16 protein-coding genes and 1 pseudogene are annotated in these 18,529 nt (G+C 70.3%); 7 read left to right on the forward strand and 10 right to left on the reverse strand.

What is annotated here, in order from left to right; all coding sequences use genetic code 11:
* From IZR01_RS37995 to IZR01_RS38005, 3 genes are all read left to right on the forward strand, one after another.
* Window positions 1-894 (forward strand): PIG-L deacetylase family protein (locus tag IZR01_RS37995; protein ID WP_228561065.1); only part of this gene is annotated, 894 nt, incomplete at its 5' end.
* Between the two features lie 10 nt (window positions 895-904).
* Window positions 905-1,777, forward strand: a complete 873-nt coding sequence (locus IZR01_RS38000) for an SDR family oxidoreductase (protein WP_194926677.1) — start codon at window positions 905-907, stop codon at window positions 1,775-1,777.
* Between the two features lie 80 nt (window positions 1,778-1,857).
* Window positions 1,858-2,595, forward strand: a complete 738-nt coding sequence (locus tag IZR01_RS38005) for a uracil-DNA glycosylase (RefSeq protein WP_194926678.1) — start codon at window positions 1,858-1,860, stop codon at window positions 2,593-2,595.
* A 20-nt stretch (window positions 2,596-2,615) separates the two neighbouring features.
* Here IZR01_RS38005 and IZR01_RS38010 read toward each other — a convergent pair whose 3' ends face one another.
* The 3 genes from IZR01_RS38010 to IZR01_RS38020 all read right to left on the reverse strand — a co-directional run bounded on the left by IZR01_RS38010 (window position 2,616) and on the right by IZR01_RS38020 (window position 6,320).
* Window positions 2,616-3,062: a hypothetical protein gene (locus tag IZR01_RS38010; RefSeq protein WP_194896022.1), complete on the reverse strand. Its 447-nt coding sequence runs from the start codon at window positions 3,060-3,062 to the stop codon at window positions 2,616-2,618.
* 169 nt (window positions 3,063-3,231) lie between these two features.
* On the reverse strand, window positions 3,232-5,085 hold the full coding sequence (locus IZR01_RS38015) for a glycoside hydrolase family 76 protein (RefSeq protein ID WP_194926679.1): 1,854 nt from the start codon (window positions 5,083-5,085) through the stop codon (window positions 3,232-3,234).
* A 5-nt stretch (window positions 5,086-5,090) separates the two neighbouring features.
* Window positions 5,091-6,320, reverse strand: coding sequence for a glycoside hydrolase family 64 protein (locus IZR01_RS38020; RefSeq protein WP_194926680.1), 1,230 nt, complete (start codon window positions 6,318-6,320; stop codon window positions 5,091-5,093).
* Between the two features lie 255 nt (window positions 6,321-6,575).
* Here IZR01_RS38020 and IZR01_RS38025 point away from each other — a divergent pair, with 255 nt between their 5' ends.
* The 3 genes from IZR01_RS38025 (at window position 6,576) to IZR01_RS38035 (ending at window position 9,727) form a co-directional block, all read left to right on the forward strand.
* A complete protein-coding gene (locus tag IZR01_RS38025; RefSeq protein WP_194926681.1) occupies window positions 6,576-8,447 on the forward strand; it encodes an arabinofuranosidase catalytic domain-containing protein in 1,872 nt (623 codons plus the stop codon).
* A 229-nt stretch (window positions 8,448-8,676) separates the two neighbouring features.
* Window positions 8,677-9,192: an FAD-dependent monooxygenase family protein gene (locus IZR01_RS38030; RefSeq protein WP_194926682.1), complete on the forward strand. Its 516-nt coding sequence runs from the start codon at window positions 8,677-8,679 to the stop codon at window positions 9,190-9,192.
* Window positions 9,131-9,727 (forward strand): FAD-dependent monooxygenase family protein, encoded by a 597-nt coding sequence (locus IZR01_RS38035; protein WP_194926683.1) that lies wholly within the window; start codon window positions 9,131-9,133, stop codon window positions 9,725-9,727. Before IZR01_RS38030 ends, IZR01_RS38035 begins: the two co-directional genes overlap by 62 nt.
* Before the next feature lie 3 nt (window positions 9,728-9,730).
* Here IZR01_RS38035 and IZR01_RS51455 read toward each other — a convergent pair whose 3' ends face one another.
* From IZR01_RS51455 to IZR01_RS53735, 7 genes and pseudogenes are all read right to left on the reverse strand, one after another.
* Window positions 9,731-9,967, reverse strand: a complete 237-nt coding sequence (locus tag IZR01_RS51455) for a YdeI/OmpD-associated family protein (RefSeq protein WP_323747222.1) — start codon at window positions 9,965-9,967, stop codon at window positions 9,731-9,733.
* Between the two features lie 86 nt (window positions 9,968-10,053).
* Window positions 10,054-10,263: pseudogene (locus IZR01_RS54510) on the reverse strand (DUF1905 domain-containing protein); the annotation flags it as partial.
* Window positions 10,264-10,289: 26 nt separating this feature from the next.
* A complete protein-coding gene (locus IZR01_RS38045; protein ID WP_194926684.1) occupies window positions 10,290-11,807 on the reverse strand; it encodes an FGGY-family carbohydrate kinase in 1,518 nt (505 codons plus the stop codon).
* A gap of 129 nt (window positions 11,808-11,936) precedes the next feature.
* The gene (locus IZR01_RS38050) at window positions 11,937-12,932 is read right to left on the reverse strand and encodes a substrate-binding domain-containing protein (RefSeq protein ID WP_323747223.1); all 996 of its coding nucleotides are present in this window, start codon (window positions 12,930-12,932) and stop codon (window positions 11,937-11,939) included.
* 28 nt (window positions 12,933-12,960) lie between these two features.
* Window positions 12,961-14,121 carry an ABC transporter permease gene (locus IZR01_RS38055; protein ID WP_194896014.1) on the reverse strand — a complete coding sequence of 387 codons (1,161 nt, stop codon included), beginning with the start codon at window positions 14,119-14,121 and terminating at the stop codon, window positions 12,961-12,963.
* The gene (locus IZR01_RS38060) at window positions 14,114-15,724 is read right to left on the reverse strand and encodes a sugar ABC transporter ATP-binding protein (RefSeq protein ID WP_194926685.1); all 1,611 of its coding nucleotides are present in this window, start codon (window positions 15,722-15,724) and stop codon (window positions 14,114-14,116) included. The genes IZR01_RS38055 and IZR01_RS38060 overlap by 8 nt, the downstream gene beginning before the upstream one ends.
* Complete coding sequence (locus tag IZR01_RS53735; RefSeq protein WP_194926686.1) at window positions 15,714-17,132, reverse strand: L-fucose/L-arabinose isomerase family protein; 1,419 nt, start codon at window positions 17,130-17,132, stop codon at window positions 15,714-15,716. The genes IZR01_RS38060 and IZR01_RS53735 overlap by 11 nt, the downstream gene beginning before the upstream one ends.
* Before the next feature lie 320 nt (window positions 17,133-17,452).
* Between IZR01_RS53735 and IZR01_RS38070 the strand changes: the two genes are divergently transcribed.
* A complete protein-coding gene (locus IZR01_RS38070) occupies window positions 17,453-18,466 on the forward strand; it encodes a LacI family DNA-binding transcriptional regulator (protein WP_194926687.1) in 1,014 nt (337 codons plus the stop codon).
* Window positions 18,467-18,529 lie beyond the last annotated feature (63 nt).

Consider the following 18,529-nt stretch of genomic DNA (forward strand, 5'->3'; position numbering starts at 1 on the left):
GCCACCGACACCGCCGCCGCCACCGCCACCGCCACCGCCACGCCCAAGACCGTCGTCGCCTTCCACGCGCACCCCGACGACGAGGTGCTGCTCACCGGCGGCACGCTGGCGCGGCTGGCCGCCGAGGGCCACCGGACCGTGATCGTCGTGGCCTGCGACGGGGCGATGGGCGACGCCACCGAACCGGGCGCGCTGGTCCGGCTCGACGAGCTGCGGGCCAGTGCGCGGGTGCTCGGCGTGGCGCGTGTGCACCACCTCGGCTATGCCGACAGCGGCCACGGCGCGTTGCTCTTCCCGGACCCGCCGGACCGGACGCGGTTCGTGCGGGCGTCGGTCGACGAGGCGGCGAAGCTGCTGGCCGCGGTCCTGGAAGAGGAGCACGCCGACCTGCTGCTCAGCTACGATGCCGCCGGCGGCTACGGGCACCGCGACCACGTGCACGTCCACGACGTCGGGGCGCGCGCCGCCGAGCTGACCGGGGTGCGGGTGCTGGAGGCGACCGTGCCGCGGGAGCCGTTGGTGCGGCTCGGCAAGGCGTTGCAGACGCTCCACATCCTGCGCCGCTACGACTTCTCCGACGCGAGCTGGTTCGGCAGTCCCGCCGCCGAGATCACGCACCGATACAACGTCCGGCGCTACGCCGCGGCGAAGCAGGCCGCGCTGGCCCAACACGGTACCCAGCTCGACAAGAACCGCGGCGGCCGGTTCTTCCGGATCCTGGTCCGCACGCCCACGCCGTTGTTCGCCGCGCTCGTCGGCCGCCGTGAGTGGTACGTCGAGCCGCGCCGGCCTCGTCCCAGCCCAGGTACTAGCGCTGGTACCAGTCCCAATACCAGTCCCAATGCCAGCCCCAATACCAGTCCTGATTCCAGCCCCGGTACCAGCTCTCACTGAAGGAGAACGCATGTATCCCGGCCTGCCCGAACCGCCGGCGCCCGGCACCGCGATGCTGCCGCCGGGCACGTTCGCCGGCGTCACGGTGTTCATCACCGGCGGCGGCACCGGTCTGGGCCGGGCGATGGCCGCGGAGTTCGCCCGCTGCGGCGCCGCCGTCGGGATCGCCAGCCGCGACGCCGGGCACCGGGAGCGGGGCGTGGCCGAGGTTCGCGCGGTCGGCGGCGGGGGGATCGGCGTGCCCTGCGACGTGCGCGACCCCGAGGCGATCCGCGCGGCCTTCGACACCGTCGAGGAGGCGCTGGGCCCGGTGACGGTGCTGGTCAACAACGCCGCGGCCAACTTCCCCGTGGCCGCGGCCGACCTGTCGCCGAACGGCTGGCGCGCCGTCACCGGCATCGTCCTGGACGGCACCTTCCTGTGCTCCAGCGAGCTCCACCGCCGCTGCACCGACCGCACCAGCCCCGGCGCGATCCTCAACATCCTGGCCACCCAGGCCTTCACCGGCGGCCCCGGCATGGCGCACGCCGCCGCGGCCAAGGCCGGCGTCGGCAACCTGACCAAGTCACTGGCCGTGGAATGGGCCCCCGACGGCATCCGGGTCAACGCCCTGGCGCCGGGCCTGTTCCCGCACGACGAGATGCGCGAGGACCTCAAAGCCCTACGCGGCGAGGACCCGGAAGCCGTCGACGCCCGCCGCCAACCCGCCCTGCGCACCGGCCGCCGCCACGAAGTGGGCTGGGCGGCCACCTACCTCTGCTCCCCGTTCGCCTCCTTCCTCACCGGCCACACCCTGGTCATCGACGGCGGCAACCACCTGCGGCGGGACTTCGTGATGCCGCCGGTGACGCCGATCGGGGAGCAGGTGGCGCGGCGGGGATAGCGGCCTGCGGGGGGTGGCAGCCGGTAGCAGCCTCCACCTGCCGACGCGCGGCCGCGACCGCCCACCGGTAGGTTGCCGATGTGCACCCACCGAGTGAGCTGGCACCGGCCGCCCCGACCCTCGCCGCGCTGGACCGCGTCCTGTGCGACTGCCGTGCCTGCCCGCGCCTGGTGGCGTGGCGGGAGGAGGTCGGGCGGGTCAAGCGCAAGTCCTTCGCCGACCAGACGTACTGGGCACGTCCCATCCCCGGCTTCGGCCCGCCCGACGCGCGCCTGCTGATCGTCGGCCTGGCCCCGGCCGCGCACGGTGGCAACCGCACCGGCCGCATGTTCACGGGCGACCGCTCGGGCGACATTCTCGTCTCGGCCCTGCACAGCCTCGGCCTGGCCAACCAGCCCACCTCGGTCTCCGCCGACGACGGCCTCCAGCTGCGCGGCGTCCGCTTCACGGCGCCCGTCCACTGCGCGCCGCCCGACAACAAGCCGACCCCGGCCGAACGCGACACCTGCCGATCGTGGCTCGTCCGCGAACTGCGACTGACCCGCCCGACAGTCCGCGCGATGGTGGTCCTCGGCGCCTTCGGCTGGCAGGCGCTGTTCCCCGCGATCGCCGCCGCCGGCACCTGGACCGTCCCGAAGCCCCGCCCGACCTTCGGCCACGGCGTCCGCGTCGAGCTCCCGGCCGCCGACGACGGCCCCGCCCTCGCGATCCACGGCTGCTACCACGTGAGCCAGCAGAACACCTTCACCGGGAAGCTCACCCCGGAGATGCTGCGCGAGGTGATCGGCGCCGCCGCGACCGAGGCCGGTTTGCGCTGATTCTGTAGTTCTCTATTTCTCTATGAATCGTGAACTACGGTGCGCCGCTTAAGGATCAGCCAGATCTCGTAACCGCGGTCGTTCGTGCGTGAGCGCGACAAGGCCAGAATGCGGTGCCGCCGGCCGTCGTTCGTCGTCAGAAGCAGCCCCGGGAAGACCGGCACGATCGAGGCGATGGAGTCGTACGGGATCCGCTTCACCCGGCGGATGTTGCGGATGGCCAGGCAATCCGGATCCATCCGCAAGAACGGTGCGAAAGAAAAGACCATCAGCGCCACGCCCATGGCCAGCAGGATCATCGCCGAGGTCAACCTCATCGCCAACGGATCGCTGCCCGTCGTCGGCGCGGGCTTGAAGATGCAGTACATGGCGTAGCCGAAGTTGAGGACCATCGCGAACGAGCTGATGGCTTTCTGCCCGAGATCCGGCCGCCAGATGAAACGCTGCTCGGCCTCTGCTGTTGTCATGTGGAACCAGGCCCCCAGGCTCGACGAGGTCCGAGAGCATCCCGGCGGCCGCGGATCGAAACAGACCCGCAGCCTACCCTCCCGGACCTCGCTGACGTTGGGAAACGTCGGTCGCCTGGTGCTCCTGAGCCGGCTGGTGGCTACTGCGGCGCCTGGGGTTCAGCGGCCCCTACGGCGCCGCGTCCAAAGCCTCCAACCCACTGGCCTGCGTCCGCCAATCGCTCACATTCGGGTTCGTACTCGAACTCTGCCCGGACCACCGTTCCCCGATCTGGTTCAGCGAGTCGCGGTCCGCGTTCCAGATCGAGTTGGTCTGCGTCTGGATGAATCCGTTGTACGCGCCGCCGACCGTGTTGTTCAGCTGGCCGAGGAATCGCATGAAGATGCCCTTGAACTGCTTCTGGTTGTCGTCGCATGTCGCGTTCAGTGCGTCGCACGACTCCGTCAGCAGGCCGTTGGACACCAGCGTGGGGGAGTTGACCGCCGAGTTGGCCAGGTACTGGGCCTCGGTCAGGTCGTTGCCGTTCCCGGTGGCGCGGTACATCTCCTGCGCCGCGCCGATCGCCAGGCCCTGGTTGTAGGTCCAGACGGTCTGGCCGTTGTTGGTGCACGAGGACGTCAGTCCGTCGTTGACCAGCCCCGAGCTGTTGATCAGTCCGCTGCCCTGGAACCAGTTCCACGCGGTGGTGGCCTGCGCCAGCCACTTGGTGTCGCCGGGGATGCGGTTGTGGAGGTCGGCGGTGAGGTCCACGTAGAGGGCGTTGGTCACCGAGTTCTTGTACGTCTTCTGCGTGTTCCACCAGACGCCGCCCCCGCAGGAGCTCGTGTCCCACAGGGTGTTGACGTAGTTCATGATGGTGACGGCCTCGTTGAGGTACGTCTGGTTCCCGGTCAGGTCGTAGGCGTCGATCCAGGCCAGGGCCCACCACTCGGTGTCGTCGGTGGCCTGGCTGATGAAGTCGCCCTGGATCGGGTCCGAGCTGCGGGTGCCGGCCGGGAAGGGGGCCTTGTTGACCTGGAAGGTGCGGTCGATGATCCACTCCTGGGAGGTGTCGCCCGAGGCGCGCATGTAGTCGATCATCGATGTCAGGGCCACGGCCGAGTTCCACCAGCTCGACGGCCACCACGCGTTGTAGGGGTCGTAGGACCACATCAGCGCGTCGGCTGCGGCGCGGTTGGGGACGGCGTCGGCGCGGGCCCAGGCCGTGCAGCTGCCGTTCTCGCCGGTCACGGCCCGGCCGCAGGCGCGGACGGCGCCGCCGGCCAGCCGGCCGAGCGGGTCGTCGATGTTGATCTCGGCGGTCTGGGTGCCGGTGGCGCCGTTCGGGACGCTCAGCCGGCCCTGGCTGGAACCGTCGGGCCAGGTCGCGCCGCCGTCCCAGGACCGGTCCAGCCAGACCTCGTCGCCCGCCGCGCCGCCGGCGATCGAGGCCCACGCCATGCCGCCGGAGTCGACGTGCAGCGCGATGTCGCGGCCGTCCAGGCTGGTGTCCGGGACCGGCGAGGTGTTGCCGGTCGAACCGCTGGAGGAGACGCCGTCGCACGCGGCCGCGCACACCTGGAGATGGACCCAGTTGGTGCACTCCACCCCGTTCGCGTCACCGCACGCACGCACGACGGCCCGGCGGTGGTCGGACGGGTCGTACATGTTGTACATCAGGGTTCTGGTACCGGTCCACGTGCTCGGGATCGAGGCCTGGCCGAGCAGCCCGTCCCAGGTGCCGCCGCCGTCCCAGGACCGGTCGATCCAGGTCGAGTCGTTGGTCTGGCCGTTGTCGATGCTCGCCCAGGCCATCCCGGAGATGTCGTCCACGTGCAGTTCGACGGTACGGCCGTTGGGATAGACGTTCGGCGTCGGGAACGTCTCCTGCTGGGCCAGGGAGGGATCGCGCGTGTCGCAGTAGAGCGCGCACACAGTGGTGCTGGTCGAAGCGGCGCGTGTCGAAGCGGCGCGCGCGGGCACGCTGAGCAGCGGCGCGAGCACGGTGACCAGTGCCGTGAGGAGAATCAGGATCCTGCGCACGGCGATCAGCCCTGGCCGGAGCCGGCCGTGCCGCCGCCGACCGCGACGGTCAGCAGCGTCGGATTGCCGTCGGCGACCGCGCCGGACTGGTCGGTGCCGCCGTTCGGGGCCACGTCGTCGTAGGGGAAGCCGTAGCCGCGGCCGTCCGCGCTGGCCGCGTGTGCGATCCGCGAGTAGTGGTTCGTGATCGTGTTCTGATAGTAGTTCGCGGGGTTCTCGCCGTCCGGCTGGTTGGCGTCGATCAGCAGGGTGCTGCGATTGAAGGCGGCGCTGATCCGGGCGATCAGCGTGCCCATCTCGCCCGCGGCGTTGGCGAACGGACCGGTGCTACAGCTGAAGATGTCGGCGGCCGAGGGCTGCGCGAAGCTGCCCACGCCGGGGAAGGTCAGCTGCCCGCCGGAGACCTGGCCGGTCACCGTGCCCCACTGGGCCTGGGTGTCCACGGTCAGGGTCTGGCCGGAGTACTGCGACCACACCTGGTCCACGTAGGGCTGGTAGTACCCGGAGAACAGCGAGCCGTTGATGACGATGCCGTTGTTCGGGCTCAGGGCGCGCAGGTTGGCCCCGTTGGAAGTGACGACCAGCTGGTCCCAGCCGGCGCCGTCGGCGTTGTGCTGGGCGATCAGGCCCGAGCAGACCGTGTCCAGGCCGCCTGCCGCCAGGCCGGCGGCGCTCTGGGTGCCGCCGGAGCCGGTCAGGGTCAGCGAGATCGGCAGCGAGACGAAGTCGACGAAGCTGATGTTGGCGTACATCTGCGCGTCGTTGTAGGTGAACTCGCAGAAGTCCCACATGATGTCGATGTTGGGGTCCGAGGAGTTGCTCACGGACGGCTCGACCAGGCCCGGCCCCGGGTTGAGCAGGAAGGTCAGCGGGGCGCCGACCGAGAACCAGATCCGGCCGCCGGCGATGTGCGGGATGGTCACCGTGGTGGTGCTGCCCGGGGCGCCCAGCGCGATCGCGCAGTCGGCGCCGAGCGGGGTGCCGGGCGACCCCGGCGAGCTCGGGTAGTAGACGCTCTGCCCGTCGGACTCCAGCAGCATCAGGGCGTTGTTGTTGTCGATCGCCTGCCCGGTGACGTAGGCGTAGACCTGGCTGGAGCTGGTGGTGTTCTGCAAGGCGATCTGCAAGGTGGGGGTGGTCGCCGATGCCCGCCAGGCGAGCGCGCCGGTACCGAGACCCAGCGCGGAGCCGCCGAGAGCGACGGCGGAGGACAGCAGCTTTCTGCGATTCATCATGTGGCGCTCCTCGGGAGCGGTGTTGCACCGATTGTGGGGGAGGTGCGGGGGTACAGCCGGAAACGTTTACGAAACGAGTGCCGACACCGAGTATGGAAAGGTCTTGGCCGTCCGTCAACGACTTCGGCCCTTGAGATTCGAATCGATCCGAACATCGATCTACAAAACAGAGCACTTATTGACGGAAAGCAACGCCGGTCGTACCGTCCCTCGGTTGTAAGGCAACGTGTATCCCCACCCACCGGGAGCATCGCCATGCGCTCATCCCCACCCGCAAGTGCCCGCGACCCGCGCCGTCTGCTGTGGCAGCGCGCCGCGATGTCCGTCGGCGCCGTCCTGGTCCTCATCCTCGGCGTCCTGACCACCGCCTCCGGCTCGGCCCGAGCCGCCGGCACACAAGAACCCTGCGACATCTACGGTGCCGCCGGGACCCCGTGCGTGGCGGCGCACAGCACCGTCCGCGCGTTGTACGAGTCCTACAACGGACCGCTCTACCAGGTCCGGCGCGCCTCCGACGGCGCCACCCTGGACATCGGCCTGACCGCGGCCGGCGGTTATGCGAACTCCGACGCGCAGGACGTGTTCTGCGTCCAGACCGCCTGCACCATCACCAAGGTCTACGACCAGTCGCCGCAGCACAACGACCTGACCATCGAGGGCGGCGGCGGCGCCGCCCCGAATCCGGACGTCGCGGCGAACGCCAACGCCATGCACGTCGACGTCAACGGATCCAAGGCCTACGGCCTGTACGTCGGGCCCGGCGTCGGCTACCGGGACGACAACACCAGCGCGGTACCCACCGGCAGCCAACCTCAGGGTGCGTACATGGTCGCCAGCGGCACGCACGTCAACAACGGCTGCTGCTTCGACTACGGCAACGCCGAGTCCAACAACCAGGACACCGGCAACGGCCGCATGGAATCGGTCTACATCGGCACCGGCTGCGGCCAGAGCCCGTGCGCGGGCACCGGTCCGTGGGTCCAGGCCGACCTGGAGAACGGGCTCTACTCCGGGGCCGGCAGCAACCTCGGGAACACCGGCAACAACAGCGAGTTCGTCACCGGGATGGTGAAGAGCAACAACACCTCCACCTTCGAGATCGAGGGCGGTAACTCCCAATCCGGGGGTCTGAGTACCTGGTACAACGGCGCCCTCCCGCCGAACGGCTATACCCCGATGTCCCTGGAAGGCGCCATCGTGCTCGGCACCGGCGGGGACAACAGCAACCGCGACATGGGCACGTTCTTCGAAGGCGTGATGACCGCCGGGGTGCCCAGTGACGCCGCCGACGCCGCGGTCCAGGCGAACATCGTCGCCCAGAACTACAGCGGCAACAGCGGCGGCAGCCCGCAGGCCTCCGGCGGCACGATCACCCTGCCCGGCGGCCAGTGCGTGGACGTCATCGGCGACGACGCCGGCGCCGACGGCACCGCGGTCGACCTGTGGGGCTGCCAGTCCTACGCCATCGACCAGCACTGGACCCACAACTCCGACGGTTCGCTGGAGACCCTGGGCCGGTGCCTGGACATCGACGGCGACGGCACCGCGGTCGGGACCAAGGTCGAGCTGTGGGACTGCAACGGCGTCGGCGGCCAGAAGTGGATCCAGCAGTCCGACGGCGCCCTGCTCAACCCGCAATCAGGGCTCTGCCTCGACGACCCGAGCGCCAACACCGCCAACGGCACGCAGTTGCAGATCTACACCTGCAACCAGACCCCGGCCCAGCAGTTCGCGGCCAACGGCGGCGGCATGATCAACGGTCCCGGCAAGCAGTGCGTGGACGTCGCCGGCGACGACGTGGGCGTCAACCTCACCTACGTCCAACTCTGGAGCTGCCAGCCCTTCGCGGTCGACCAGCACTGGTACCACAACTCGAACGGTTCGCTGGAGACGCTGGGCCGCTGCCTGGACATCGACGGCAACGGTACAGCGGTCGGTACCAAGGTCGAGCTGTACGACTGCAACGGCGTCGGCGGCCAGGTCTGGCAGCAGCAGGCCGACGGCGCGCTGCTCAACCCGCAGTCCGGGCTGTGCCTGGACGACCCGAGCGACAACTTCGCCGACGGGACGCAGTTGCAGATCTACACCTGCAACCAGTCCCCGGCGCAGCAGTTCACGCTGGAGTAGCACCTCTAGCACCTCGCCCCGGCCGACCGGGTCCCGTGCCCGCGGTGTGTTGTCAGGCGACAGCTGATGACACGCCGCGGGCGCTGTTGTCTGCGTGCGTCAGTCTGCGTACGGCCGTCTTCCCACGGCGAACCATGGCGATCCGACCTGAATACTGGACCGTCGGACAAACCCGCAGCAACATGGACATGGGTAAGGGGTCGGGCGATATCGAGGGGCTGGGAAGCGCATGGCCGATCTCAAAGGGCTTATCCGGAACCATGCGATCGTCGTCGGCGGCGCCCATGCCGGCCTGCTGGCGGCGCGGGTCCTGGCCGAGCACTTCGACCGGGTCACGATCGTCGAGCGCGGCCGGCTCGGTCCGGACACGACCTACCGGGCCGGGGTTCCGCAGGGATACCACCCGCATTTCCTGCTGGCCAGGGGAGCCCAGATCATCGCGGAGCTGTTTCCCGGGCTGCTTGAGGAGATCGCCGAGTCCGGATCCCCGTTCTACGACTACGGCGACAACTTCCGCCTGAGGTTCCCCTCGGGGTGGACGCCGAAGACCGTCACCGGCATCCGGATCCAGGGGTTCTCTCGTCCGTTCCTGGAGCAGCGCATCCGCCGACGGGTGCTGGATCTGGACAACGTGGCGCTGATCGACGGGTTCACCGCCGACCGGTTGCTGTTCTGGCACGTCCATGGCCCTGGCCATGGGCATCGGCGAGGAGGGCTGCCCGCCGGAGGAGAAACAGTTCTCTGAGTTCGCCGAATCACTGCCCTTCTCCGCCATGGCCGACTACATCGCCGGCCATGAGCCGATGAGCGATCTGCACCGGTTCGTGGACCACGGCGATTGGTGGTCGCAGGTCCACCGGATGCGGCGCTGGCCGGAGGGCTTGCTGGTGGCCGGGGACGCCCTGTGCCGCTTCAACCCGATCTACGCGCAGGGACTGACGGTGGGCGCCCTGCACGCCCGGGCGCTGGCGACGACCCTCGGCCGGGGTGGCGGCGCCCGTGACTACCACCGGTGCGCCGCCCGGGCCGGCATGACCCCGTGGCTGATGGCGTCCTCCTCGGACCTGATGTGGGACGGCGGCAAGGGGGCCGGGCTGCCGGCCCGGCTGTCGCACTGGCACTTGGGCCGCGTCATCACCCGGATGTCTGAGGACGCCGACTTGTTCCGCAGGTTCGCGCTCGTCCAGCACATGCTGTCCGGGCCGGCCACGCTGTCCACTCCGAGGGTGTTGTGGCGCTTGGCCCGGCGCCCCGGCTCGCCGGTCCAGCGACAGCGGTGATCGTCAGCGTTCGGCGAGCTCGGCGAGCCCGGTGAGCTCAGCGATGATCTTCGCGATCCGGCGCTCGCGGGTGGCCTCCTGTTTGGCGGAGGTGACGGCCTGGGCGTGTTCGCGCTGCCTGGTGAACGACAGTGCCTCGAACGCGGCCTTGGTGCCGGGGTGGGCATCGAACGCGGTGGCGAGTTCGGCGGGGATCTCGACGCGGCGTTCCTCGGTGTCGGGTGCGAGGGTGACCTGCACGGTGTCCCCGGCCTCGACCCCGGCGGCCCGGCGGCCCGGCGGTTGTCGGCGTTCAGCGGCAGCATGAACGCGCTGGAGTAGACGGCGACCGTGCTGCGGTAGGTGTGCGGGCCGATGGTCACCAGGACCTTCGGCCGTTTGCCGGTGCCCATCGCCTCGACCACGTCGGCCGGGACCTGGAAGCCGGTGGCGGTCTTGCCGCCCAGCTCGATCCGGGTGGTGAAGGTCTGGCTCGGGTTCTGGCTCGGGTTCTGGCTCGGGTTCTGGCTCGGGGTTTGACTCGAGGTCTGGCTCATCCCGGGTGCTCCTTGCCGTCAGTCGGTCAGTCAGCCGATCGCCGCTCGGTCGCGGCCTCCTCGACCAGGCTATGCACGATCCGGGCCGTGGCGGGATACAGGTTCCGGTATTGGGCGTACAGCCTCGTGTAGGTGCGGTGCCGCGCGGGATCGGGCTCCACGACATGGTCGACCGGGTTCCAGGCCGCGATGTCGTCCAGCCCGGCGTTCCCGGCGGCCACCGCGGCCAGGAACGCGTTGCCATACGCCGCGCCGATCGTGTGCCGTGGGATCTGCTGCGGGCGTCCGATCACGTTGGAGACGATCTGCGTCCAGAGCCCGCCGGTGGTGCCGCCGCCGACCGCGACGTAGCGGTCCGGCTCCTCCCCGGACAAGGCGATGGCCTCCAGGTTGTGCCGCACCCCGAACGCGGTGGCCTCCAGGGCCGCGCGGTAGAGGTGGCCGCGGGTGTGGTGCAGGGTGAGGCCCGCGAGGACGCCCCGAGCGTCCGGGTCGAACAGGGGAGTGCGCTCGCCGGCGAAGTACGGCAGCATCAGCAGGCCGTCCGCGCCCGGCGGGAGTGCGGCGGCCTCGGTGGTCAAGGTGGTGTAGTCGGTGGCGGTGAGGTCGGCCAGCCAGCTGGTGATGGCGCCAGAGGTGGCCATGCCGGCGGCCAGGCAGTTGGTGCCGGGCAGCAGGCCGGTGGGCCCCCACAGGTTGGCCAGCGCGTAGGCGGTCCTGGTGACGTGCACCAGGAACATCGTGGTCCCGTACATCAGCATGCTGTCGCCGGGCTGGAGTACGCCGACCCCCGCCGCCTCGGACCAGGCGTCGATGGTGCCGGCCAGGACCGGGGTGCCCGGTCGGAGCCCGGTCTCGGCGGCGGCCTCGGCAGTGATCTCGCCGATGATCTCGGTCGGCCAGGCCAGGCGCGGGAATTCGACGCCGGGGGCGATCTGCTGGCACCAGTCCTGGATCCAGGCGTTCTCGCGCTGCGAGTACAGCGGGACGGACTGGCTGGCCGAGTGGTGGTCGAGGACGTATTCGCCGGTGAGCCGGAACGTGAGGTAGGAGGAGGCCATGAACCAGCGCCGGGTGGCCGCGGCCACCTTCGGCTCGTGCTCGGCCAGCCAGCCGAACTTCGGGCCGATCGCCTGGCTGGTCAGCGGCGAGCCGCAGCGGGCCAGGACGATGCCGCCGCCGAGCCGCTCGCTCTGCTCCGCGATCTGCGCGGTGGCGCGGGTGTCGATGCCGTACAGGATCGCCGGGCGCAGCGGCCGGCCTTCGGCGTCGGCGGGCAGCAGACACGGCCCGATGCCGCTGACCGCGACCGCGTCGATGGGCTGCGGGCCGCCGGGGACGGCCGGCAGCGCCGCCAGCAGTTCGGCGACGATGTGCCGGAAGTCGGCCCACCAGATGAGGTCGGGATCGTGCTCGAACCACTCCGGCCGCGGCGAGGAGACGGCGTGCGGCCGCGTGGCCTGGGCCAGCACGGTGCCGTCGGCGGCGACCAGGACGCCTTTGCTGCTGGCGGTGCCGATGTCGACGCCGAGTGTCAGGCCCATGCCGGGCTCCTTCCGCCGTGACGGATCGATGGTCGGTAGCGGCCCGGCCCCCGGCGGCATGAGGCGCGCTGCCGGGGAGCCGGGCCGGTCTGGCGGTCCGGTCCGGTGCGTCCGGTCCGGTGCGTCCGGTCAGGACTTGGTCGTCATGTCGTACTGCTTGTACACGGCGTCGGCGTTGTCCTTGGTGATCTGGATGGTCGGCAGCGTCTGCTTCTTGGCCACGCTCTGGCCGTGCACGATCGCCTCGGCCGTCGCCGCCGCCTGCTCGGCCCCGGTCGGGTACACGAACGTCGTGTACATCGACCCCTGCTGCACCGCTCGGATGCCGCCGGTCGGGATGGCCAGGCCGTCGGTGCCGATGAACTTGATCTGGCTTGCCTTGTTCGCGCCCTGGGCGGCCAGCACCGCGCCCAGCGCCATGTCGTCGTTCTCGCCGTACACCAGGTCTATCTTCGTCCCCTGCGACAGCCACTGCTGCATGATGGTCGTGGCGTTCGCCTTCAGCCACTTGGCTTCCTGGTGGTAGGCGATGGTGATGTCGTGTCCGGCGATCGCGTCGCGGAAGCCCTTGTCCCGGTCGATCTGCGGCTGGTCGGACAAGATGCCCTGAAGCTCGGCGACGTTGCCGCCGCCGGGCAGCGCGGCCACCGCGGCCTGGCCGGCCAGCTTGCCGATGGCGTAGTTGTCGCCGCCGATGAACGCGGTGTAGCAGTCGGTGTTGACGCTGCGGTCCAGGATGATCACCGGGATGTGCGCCTGGCAGGCCTGGAGGACCGCGGCGGTCAGCGGGGCGGGCTCGTTCGGGGAGACGATCAGCACGTCCACCTTCTGCTGCACGAAGTTCTGGACCTGCGAGACCTGTGTCGCGCTGTCCTGGTGGGCGTCGGTGATCGGCAGCAGCTTCAAGTCCGGGTACTTCTTCACGTAGTAGGCCAGCTGCGCGTTGAGCTGGGCCCGGTAGGGCTCGGCGTTGTTGGACTGGGAGTATCCGATCACGAAGGTCTTGCCGGAGCCGGCCGACGCGCCGGAGGAGCTGGACTTGGGCGCGTTGGAGGCGCAGGCTCCCAGTGCCGCCGCGATCATCGCGGCGAGCAGTGCTGTTGCGGTCTTGCGATGCGAGAACACAATGTCCCCCTCCGAGGGAAGAAGGTTGCTAGCCGCGCCCCGAGCGGATCCTGCGGGCCAGCGGATCGACGGCGCCGCGCAGGAAGCCCGGCCGTTGCAGGACGACCGCCACCACGACGATCAGTCCCTTGATGATGAGTTGCAGGTTGTCGCTGACCGCGTTCAGCCCCAGCACGTTGTCCAGCAGGGTCAGGATCAGCGCGCCGACGGCGGTCCCGGTGATGGACCCCTTGCCGCCGGCCAGACTGGTGCCGCCGATCACCGCCGCGGCGATGGCGTCCAGCTCGTATCCGGTGCCGGCCAGCGGGTCGGCGGAGGCGCTGTACGCGGCGTCGATCGGGCCGGCGAACCCGGCGAGCATCCCGGACAGCGTGAACACGGCGATCACCACCAGGGTGACGTTCACTCCGGACAGCCGGGCCGCCACCGGGTTCCCGCCGACCGCGTAGATGTGCCGCCCGAACCGGGTGCGGGACAGGATCAGCTGGAAGACGACGCAGACCGCGAAGAAGGCGACCAGCGGATACCCGACCCCGGCCCGGCCGAACAGCGGCAGCCAGGACCCGGAGACCAGTTGGTGGCCCGGGGTGCCGAGCTTCGCGAACGCGTCGGCTTTGCGTGTCGGCTGCCCGTTCGGGCCGATCAGCTGCACGCCGACCGCCACGTTGTCGGAGACCTGCCGGTCGATGCCGCGCACCACCGAGAGCATCGCCAGGGTCATCACGAACGACTGGATCTTCAACCAGGTGGTCCCGACCCCGTTGAGGAACCCGAACAACGCCCCGACCGCGGCGCACGCCGGGACGATGAGCAGCGGCGACAGGCCGTGGTGCACCAGCAGCATCGCGGCCGTCATCGAGCCGATCCCCAGGATCGAGCCGACCGACAGGTCGATGCCGGCGGTCAGGATGACCAGGGTGACGCCGACGGCGAGGATCCCGCGCGAGGCGAAGGCGGTGATGGCGTTGGTGAGGTTGGTCTGGTTCCAGAACACCGCGCCCTTGGTGGCGATGCCGACCGCGATCACCAGTACCAGCCCGATGTAGGACTGGAGCGAGCCCAGGGCCGGCAGCGCCCGGCGCAGTCGTTCGGCGGCGCCGGGCCGGTGCGGGCCCGGTGCCTCCGGCGACCCGGATCCGGCCCCAGCCCCGGATCCGGACCCGGGCGAATCGGCGAGGGTGTCAGTCATGGGTGCTCCCGAGGAGGGTTGAGCCGGAGGCCAGCACCGCCTGGCGCGCCATGGCCGCGGACAGGATCGCCTCCTGGGCGGCGACCGGGCCGTGCGCCGGGTCGCGGTGGAACTCGCCGGTGATCCGGCCTTCGCAGAGCACGATGATCCGGTCGCAGATCCCGAGCAGTTCGGGCAGTTCGCTGGAGACCGCGAGGATCGCCGAGCCCGCCTCGGCCAGCCGGTCCAGCAGGGCGTGGATCTCCGCCTTCGCCCCGACGTCGATCCCCCGCGTCGGCTCGTCGACCAACAGCAGCGTCGGCTTGGTGAGCAGGCACTTGGCCAGCACCACCTTCTGCTGGTTGCCGCCGGACAGCGTCCCGACGACGGTCTCCACGCTGGCGGTCTTGGTGCCCAAAGCGGCGTTCTGCTCGGCTGCCGCCGCCTTCTCGGCCCGTCGGTTCACCGTCCGCCACGGCCGCAGGAAGCGGTGCAACGCGGCCAGCGTCGTGTTGAACCGGACCGTGTTGTCCAGGACCAGGCTCTGTGCTTTACGGTCCTCGGCGACCAGGGCCAGACCCCGGCGGATCGCCTGCCGGGGGGAACGTGGTGCGTAGCGGCGGCCGTCGAGCTTGATGCTGCCGGTGACCGGACTCCTGGCGCCGTAAAGGGATTCCAGGACTTCCGAGCGTCCGGCGCCCATCAGCCCGGCCAGCCCCACGATCTCCCCGGCGCGCACCGTGAAGTCCAGATCGTGCAGTGCCGTCCCGGACTGGCCGGGCGTCGGGGTGAAGGTGAGTCCTGATACCTCCAGCCGGACCGGGCCCTCGGATCGCTGCTCCGTAGCGCGCGGATAGAGGTTGTCCAGCGGGCGGCCGACCATCAGGGCCACCAGTTCGTCCCGGTCCACGGTGTGCGCGTCGCGCGATCCCACGTTGCCGCCGTCGCGGAGCACGGTCACCGAGTCGGCGATCTCCTTCAGCTCTTCCAGACGGTGCGAGATGTAGACGATGCCGACCCCGCGCCGGGCCAGCGAGCGGATCACCGTGAACAGCCGTTCCACCTCCGCCGCGGCCAGCGCGGAGGTGGGCTCGTCCATCACCAGCACCTTCAGCCGGCCGTTGAGCGCCTTGGCGACCTCGACCAGCTGCCGCTCGGCGATCCGGCACTCGCGCACCGGCCGTTGCGGCGGCAGGGCCAGGCCCAGCTCGGCCAGCAGCTCGGCGGTGCGCCGGTGCATGGCCTTGCGGTCCAGGGTGCCGCGCCGGCTGCGCAGCTCCCGGCCCAGGAACACGTTGTCCGAGATGGACAGCTCCGGCACCAGGTTCAGCTCCTGATGGATCATGGTGATGCCGTGGTGCGCGGCCTGTCTCGGGCTGTGGATCCGGGCCGGCTCGCCGTCGAGTTCGATGACGCCGTCGTAGTCGGCGTGCACGCCGGCCAGGATGTTCATCAGCGTCGACTTGCCGGCCCCGTTCTCCCCGAGCAGCGCCACGACCTCGCCGCCGTGGACCGTCAGGTCCACCCCGGTCAGGGCTCTGACACCCGGGAACTGCTTGGCGATGTCGCGCATCCGCAGCAGCGGGGGAGCGGAGTCGGCGGCGACGTCCTCGTCAGGCCGCATCGCCGAACCCGTCGTAGTCGATGTCCAGCAGCCGGCAGATCGAGCGCAGTTCGGCGATGTACTCGCCGGGCACCGCGTGGATGTGGTTGGCGCCGAACCGCGACAGGAACGTCGCGGCGTCCGTATGCAGCCGGGCGAAGGCGTGCGGCCACTCGTAGGTGGACTGCCGCATCATCGCCTCGTTGGTGGCGTCGTCGTACTGCTCGAACTCGCCGCGCACGGCGTGCAGCCGATAGCGGCCGTCCCGTCGGGTGAGCCGGGCCAGGGTGAAATCCCCGGGGGCGGCCAGGTGCTGCACCGAGGCCCCGCCGGCCGGGAAGTAGAAGACCTCCGGATACAGGTGGGTCTTGGCCAGGTTCTCGCCGGGGTCCTCGGAGCGGGCGGCGAACCAGGTCGCGTGCTGACCGGAGTTGCACAGGTCCCAGACGTCCTTGTCCGCGTGGTAGTGGCGGACGTCCGCGAACAGCACCGGCGTGCCTGACAGCCCCTTGAGAAGCTGCATCGTCAGCGCGCCGTCCATGTCGGACTCGGTGGAGGTGACGACGGTCTCCTTCGGGCCTTCCCAGTCGTACGGGTCGTTCAGGAACGCCTCGGCGATGTCCATCGTCGCGAAGTGCGTCGTCAGCTCCGGCTGGCCCTTGATGCCGGCGAAGTCCAGATTCCACTCCCGGATCAGCTCCTGCATCGCGTGGTAGGAGCGGATCTGGCGCTCCAGCAGCTCCGGGGTCAGCTGCTTGCCGTCGTAGTGGACGCCCGCGGCGTGCTTCTCCAGCCAGGCCCGGCCCGCCGAGACCCGGGACTGCTCGACCAACTCCGAGCGGCGGACCACCTCCCACTGGTCGATCTCCTCGACGTCCACGCCGAAGGTCCGCATCCACTGGTCGGTGTTCGCGACCGCCGTGTACATGCCCATCGGCCGGCCTCCCACCCGGCCGAAGGTCGCGCCGCGCAGGCCCCGCACGGCCCGCGCCGCCCGGGCCTCGGCCTCGATCGCGGCGAGCACGTCCGGATCGGCGACGTCGCCCCAGGCCCGGGCGTGCACCCGGCCGATCTGGTCCAGCGCCCCGCCGCCGGCCAGCATGCCGACCATGCCCGGATATACGGGGTCGATGTTGGCCAGGAGCAGCAGCGGTCCCTCGGTGGCCTCGGCGGCGAGCATCGTGAAGTGCGGGAACGCCCAGACCGCGTAGTGGAAGACGGTCAGGTCCACGCGTTGGTCGGCCAGCCGCCGGGACTGCTCGACGGCGATCTGGTTCGTGGTCACGACCTCGTCGGCGAGGACCACCTCGTGGCCCGCGCCGCGCAGCGCGGCGGCCGCGCTCCGGGCCGAGTCGGCGATGAAGGACGCGATGTCCCGACTGACGAAGTCCCGGCCGTCCGACATCGACAGGATGCCTATCCGTGCCACTGGTTCCTCCTTGGAGCGGGGTCCGGCGAAGGCGTGCCGGCCCGCGCCGGGCGGGCCGAGCTGGGCGAGAAATCGATTTCAGAAATCGATTTCTCGGCACTGTAGAACCGGCCCGCAGGGCTGTCAACGGTGGCGTCTGCAAGGCTTGACAGTGCGGAAACGCTGCTTTAGCGTCGCCGCCAGCGGACCTCTACCGACGCTGAGAGATCGATTTCTCGATATCCTGGACGGCGCGAGCCGACCGGTTCGCTCCGTGGTACCGTTCACCGCCCGCACTGCTCCGGTCGCCGGGCTGCGCCGGGTGGTGTCTAGGAGGTCCAGTGGGCAGCAGAGTGACGATCCGTGATGTGGCGGCGGTCGCGGAGGTGTCACCGGCGACGGTGTCGCGGGTGCTGAACGCCGACCAGCGCGTCGCGCCGGAGTTGCGCGAGCGGGTGCTGGCCGCCGTCGAGCGCCTGGGCTACCGGCCCAACAGCCAGGCCCGGTCGCTGCGCACCCAGGCCACGCGAGTCATCGGCCTGATCATCTCCGACATCCAGAACCCGTTCTTCACCTCGCTGGTGCGCGGGGTCGAGGACACCGCGCAGGCCAGCGGCTACTCGGTGGTCCTGGCCAACTCCGATGAGGACCTCGGCAAGGAGCAGCAGTACCTGCGGGTCGCGGCCGCCGAGCAGATGGCCGGGGTGATCCTGTCGCCGGCCTCCAGCAGCCGCACCCGGATCGGCGAACTCGTCCACGAGGAGATCCCGGTCGTGACCATCGACCGCCGGATCGCCGCCGACGTGGACAGCGTCGCGGTCGACAACGTCGCCGGCGCGCGCCGGGCGGTCGAGCACCTGCTCCAGACCGGCGCCAGCCGAGTGGGCATCATCGCAGGCCCCGAAGACGTGTCCACCGCGGCCGACCGCCTGGAGGGCTACCGCGCGGCCTTACGCGCCGCGGGCCTGGCCGTGGACCCGGAGCTGACGGTCCGCGGCGACTTCCGCGTCGACGGCGGCCACCGGGCCGCGGCCCGGCTGCTGGACCGTCCCGACCGCCCCGACGCGCTGTTCGCCGCCAACAATCTGATGCTCATCGGCACCCTGGACGCGATGGCCGAGCGCGGCCTGACCGCCCCCGCAGACCTGCTGCTGGCCGGGTTCGACGAGATGAGCTGGGCCGGCTTCGCGCCGCCGCTGACCCTGGTCGAGCAGCCCACCTACGAGATCGGCCGGCTCGCCACGCAGCTGCTGTTGCGCCGGATCGCGGGCGGGACCGCGGCGGCCGAGCATGTCGTTCTCGAGGCGACGTTGAAGGTGCGGGCCAGTAGCGATTTGGTGCGGCGGGCTGTTTAGTTCTGGCTGGTGCTGTGTCGGGGAAGGTTTGCGTTGGTGCGGGGCTGTCTCTTATACACCTCT

The organism is Catenulispora pinisilvae (assembly GCF_015356865.1).
In the GTDB taxonomy this organism is placed as follows: Bacteria; Actinomycetota; Actinomycetes; order Streptomycetales; family Catenulisporaceae; genus Catenulispora; species Catenulispora pinisilvae.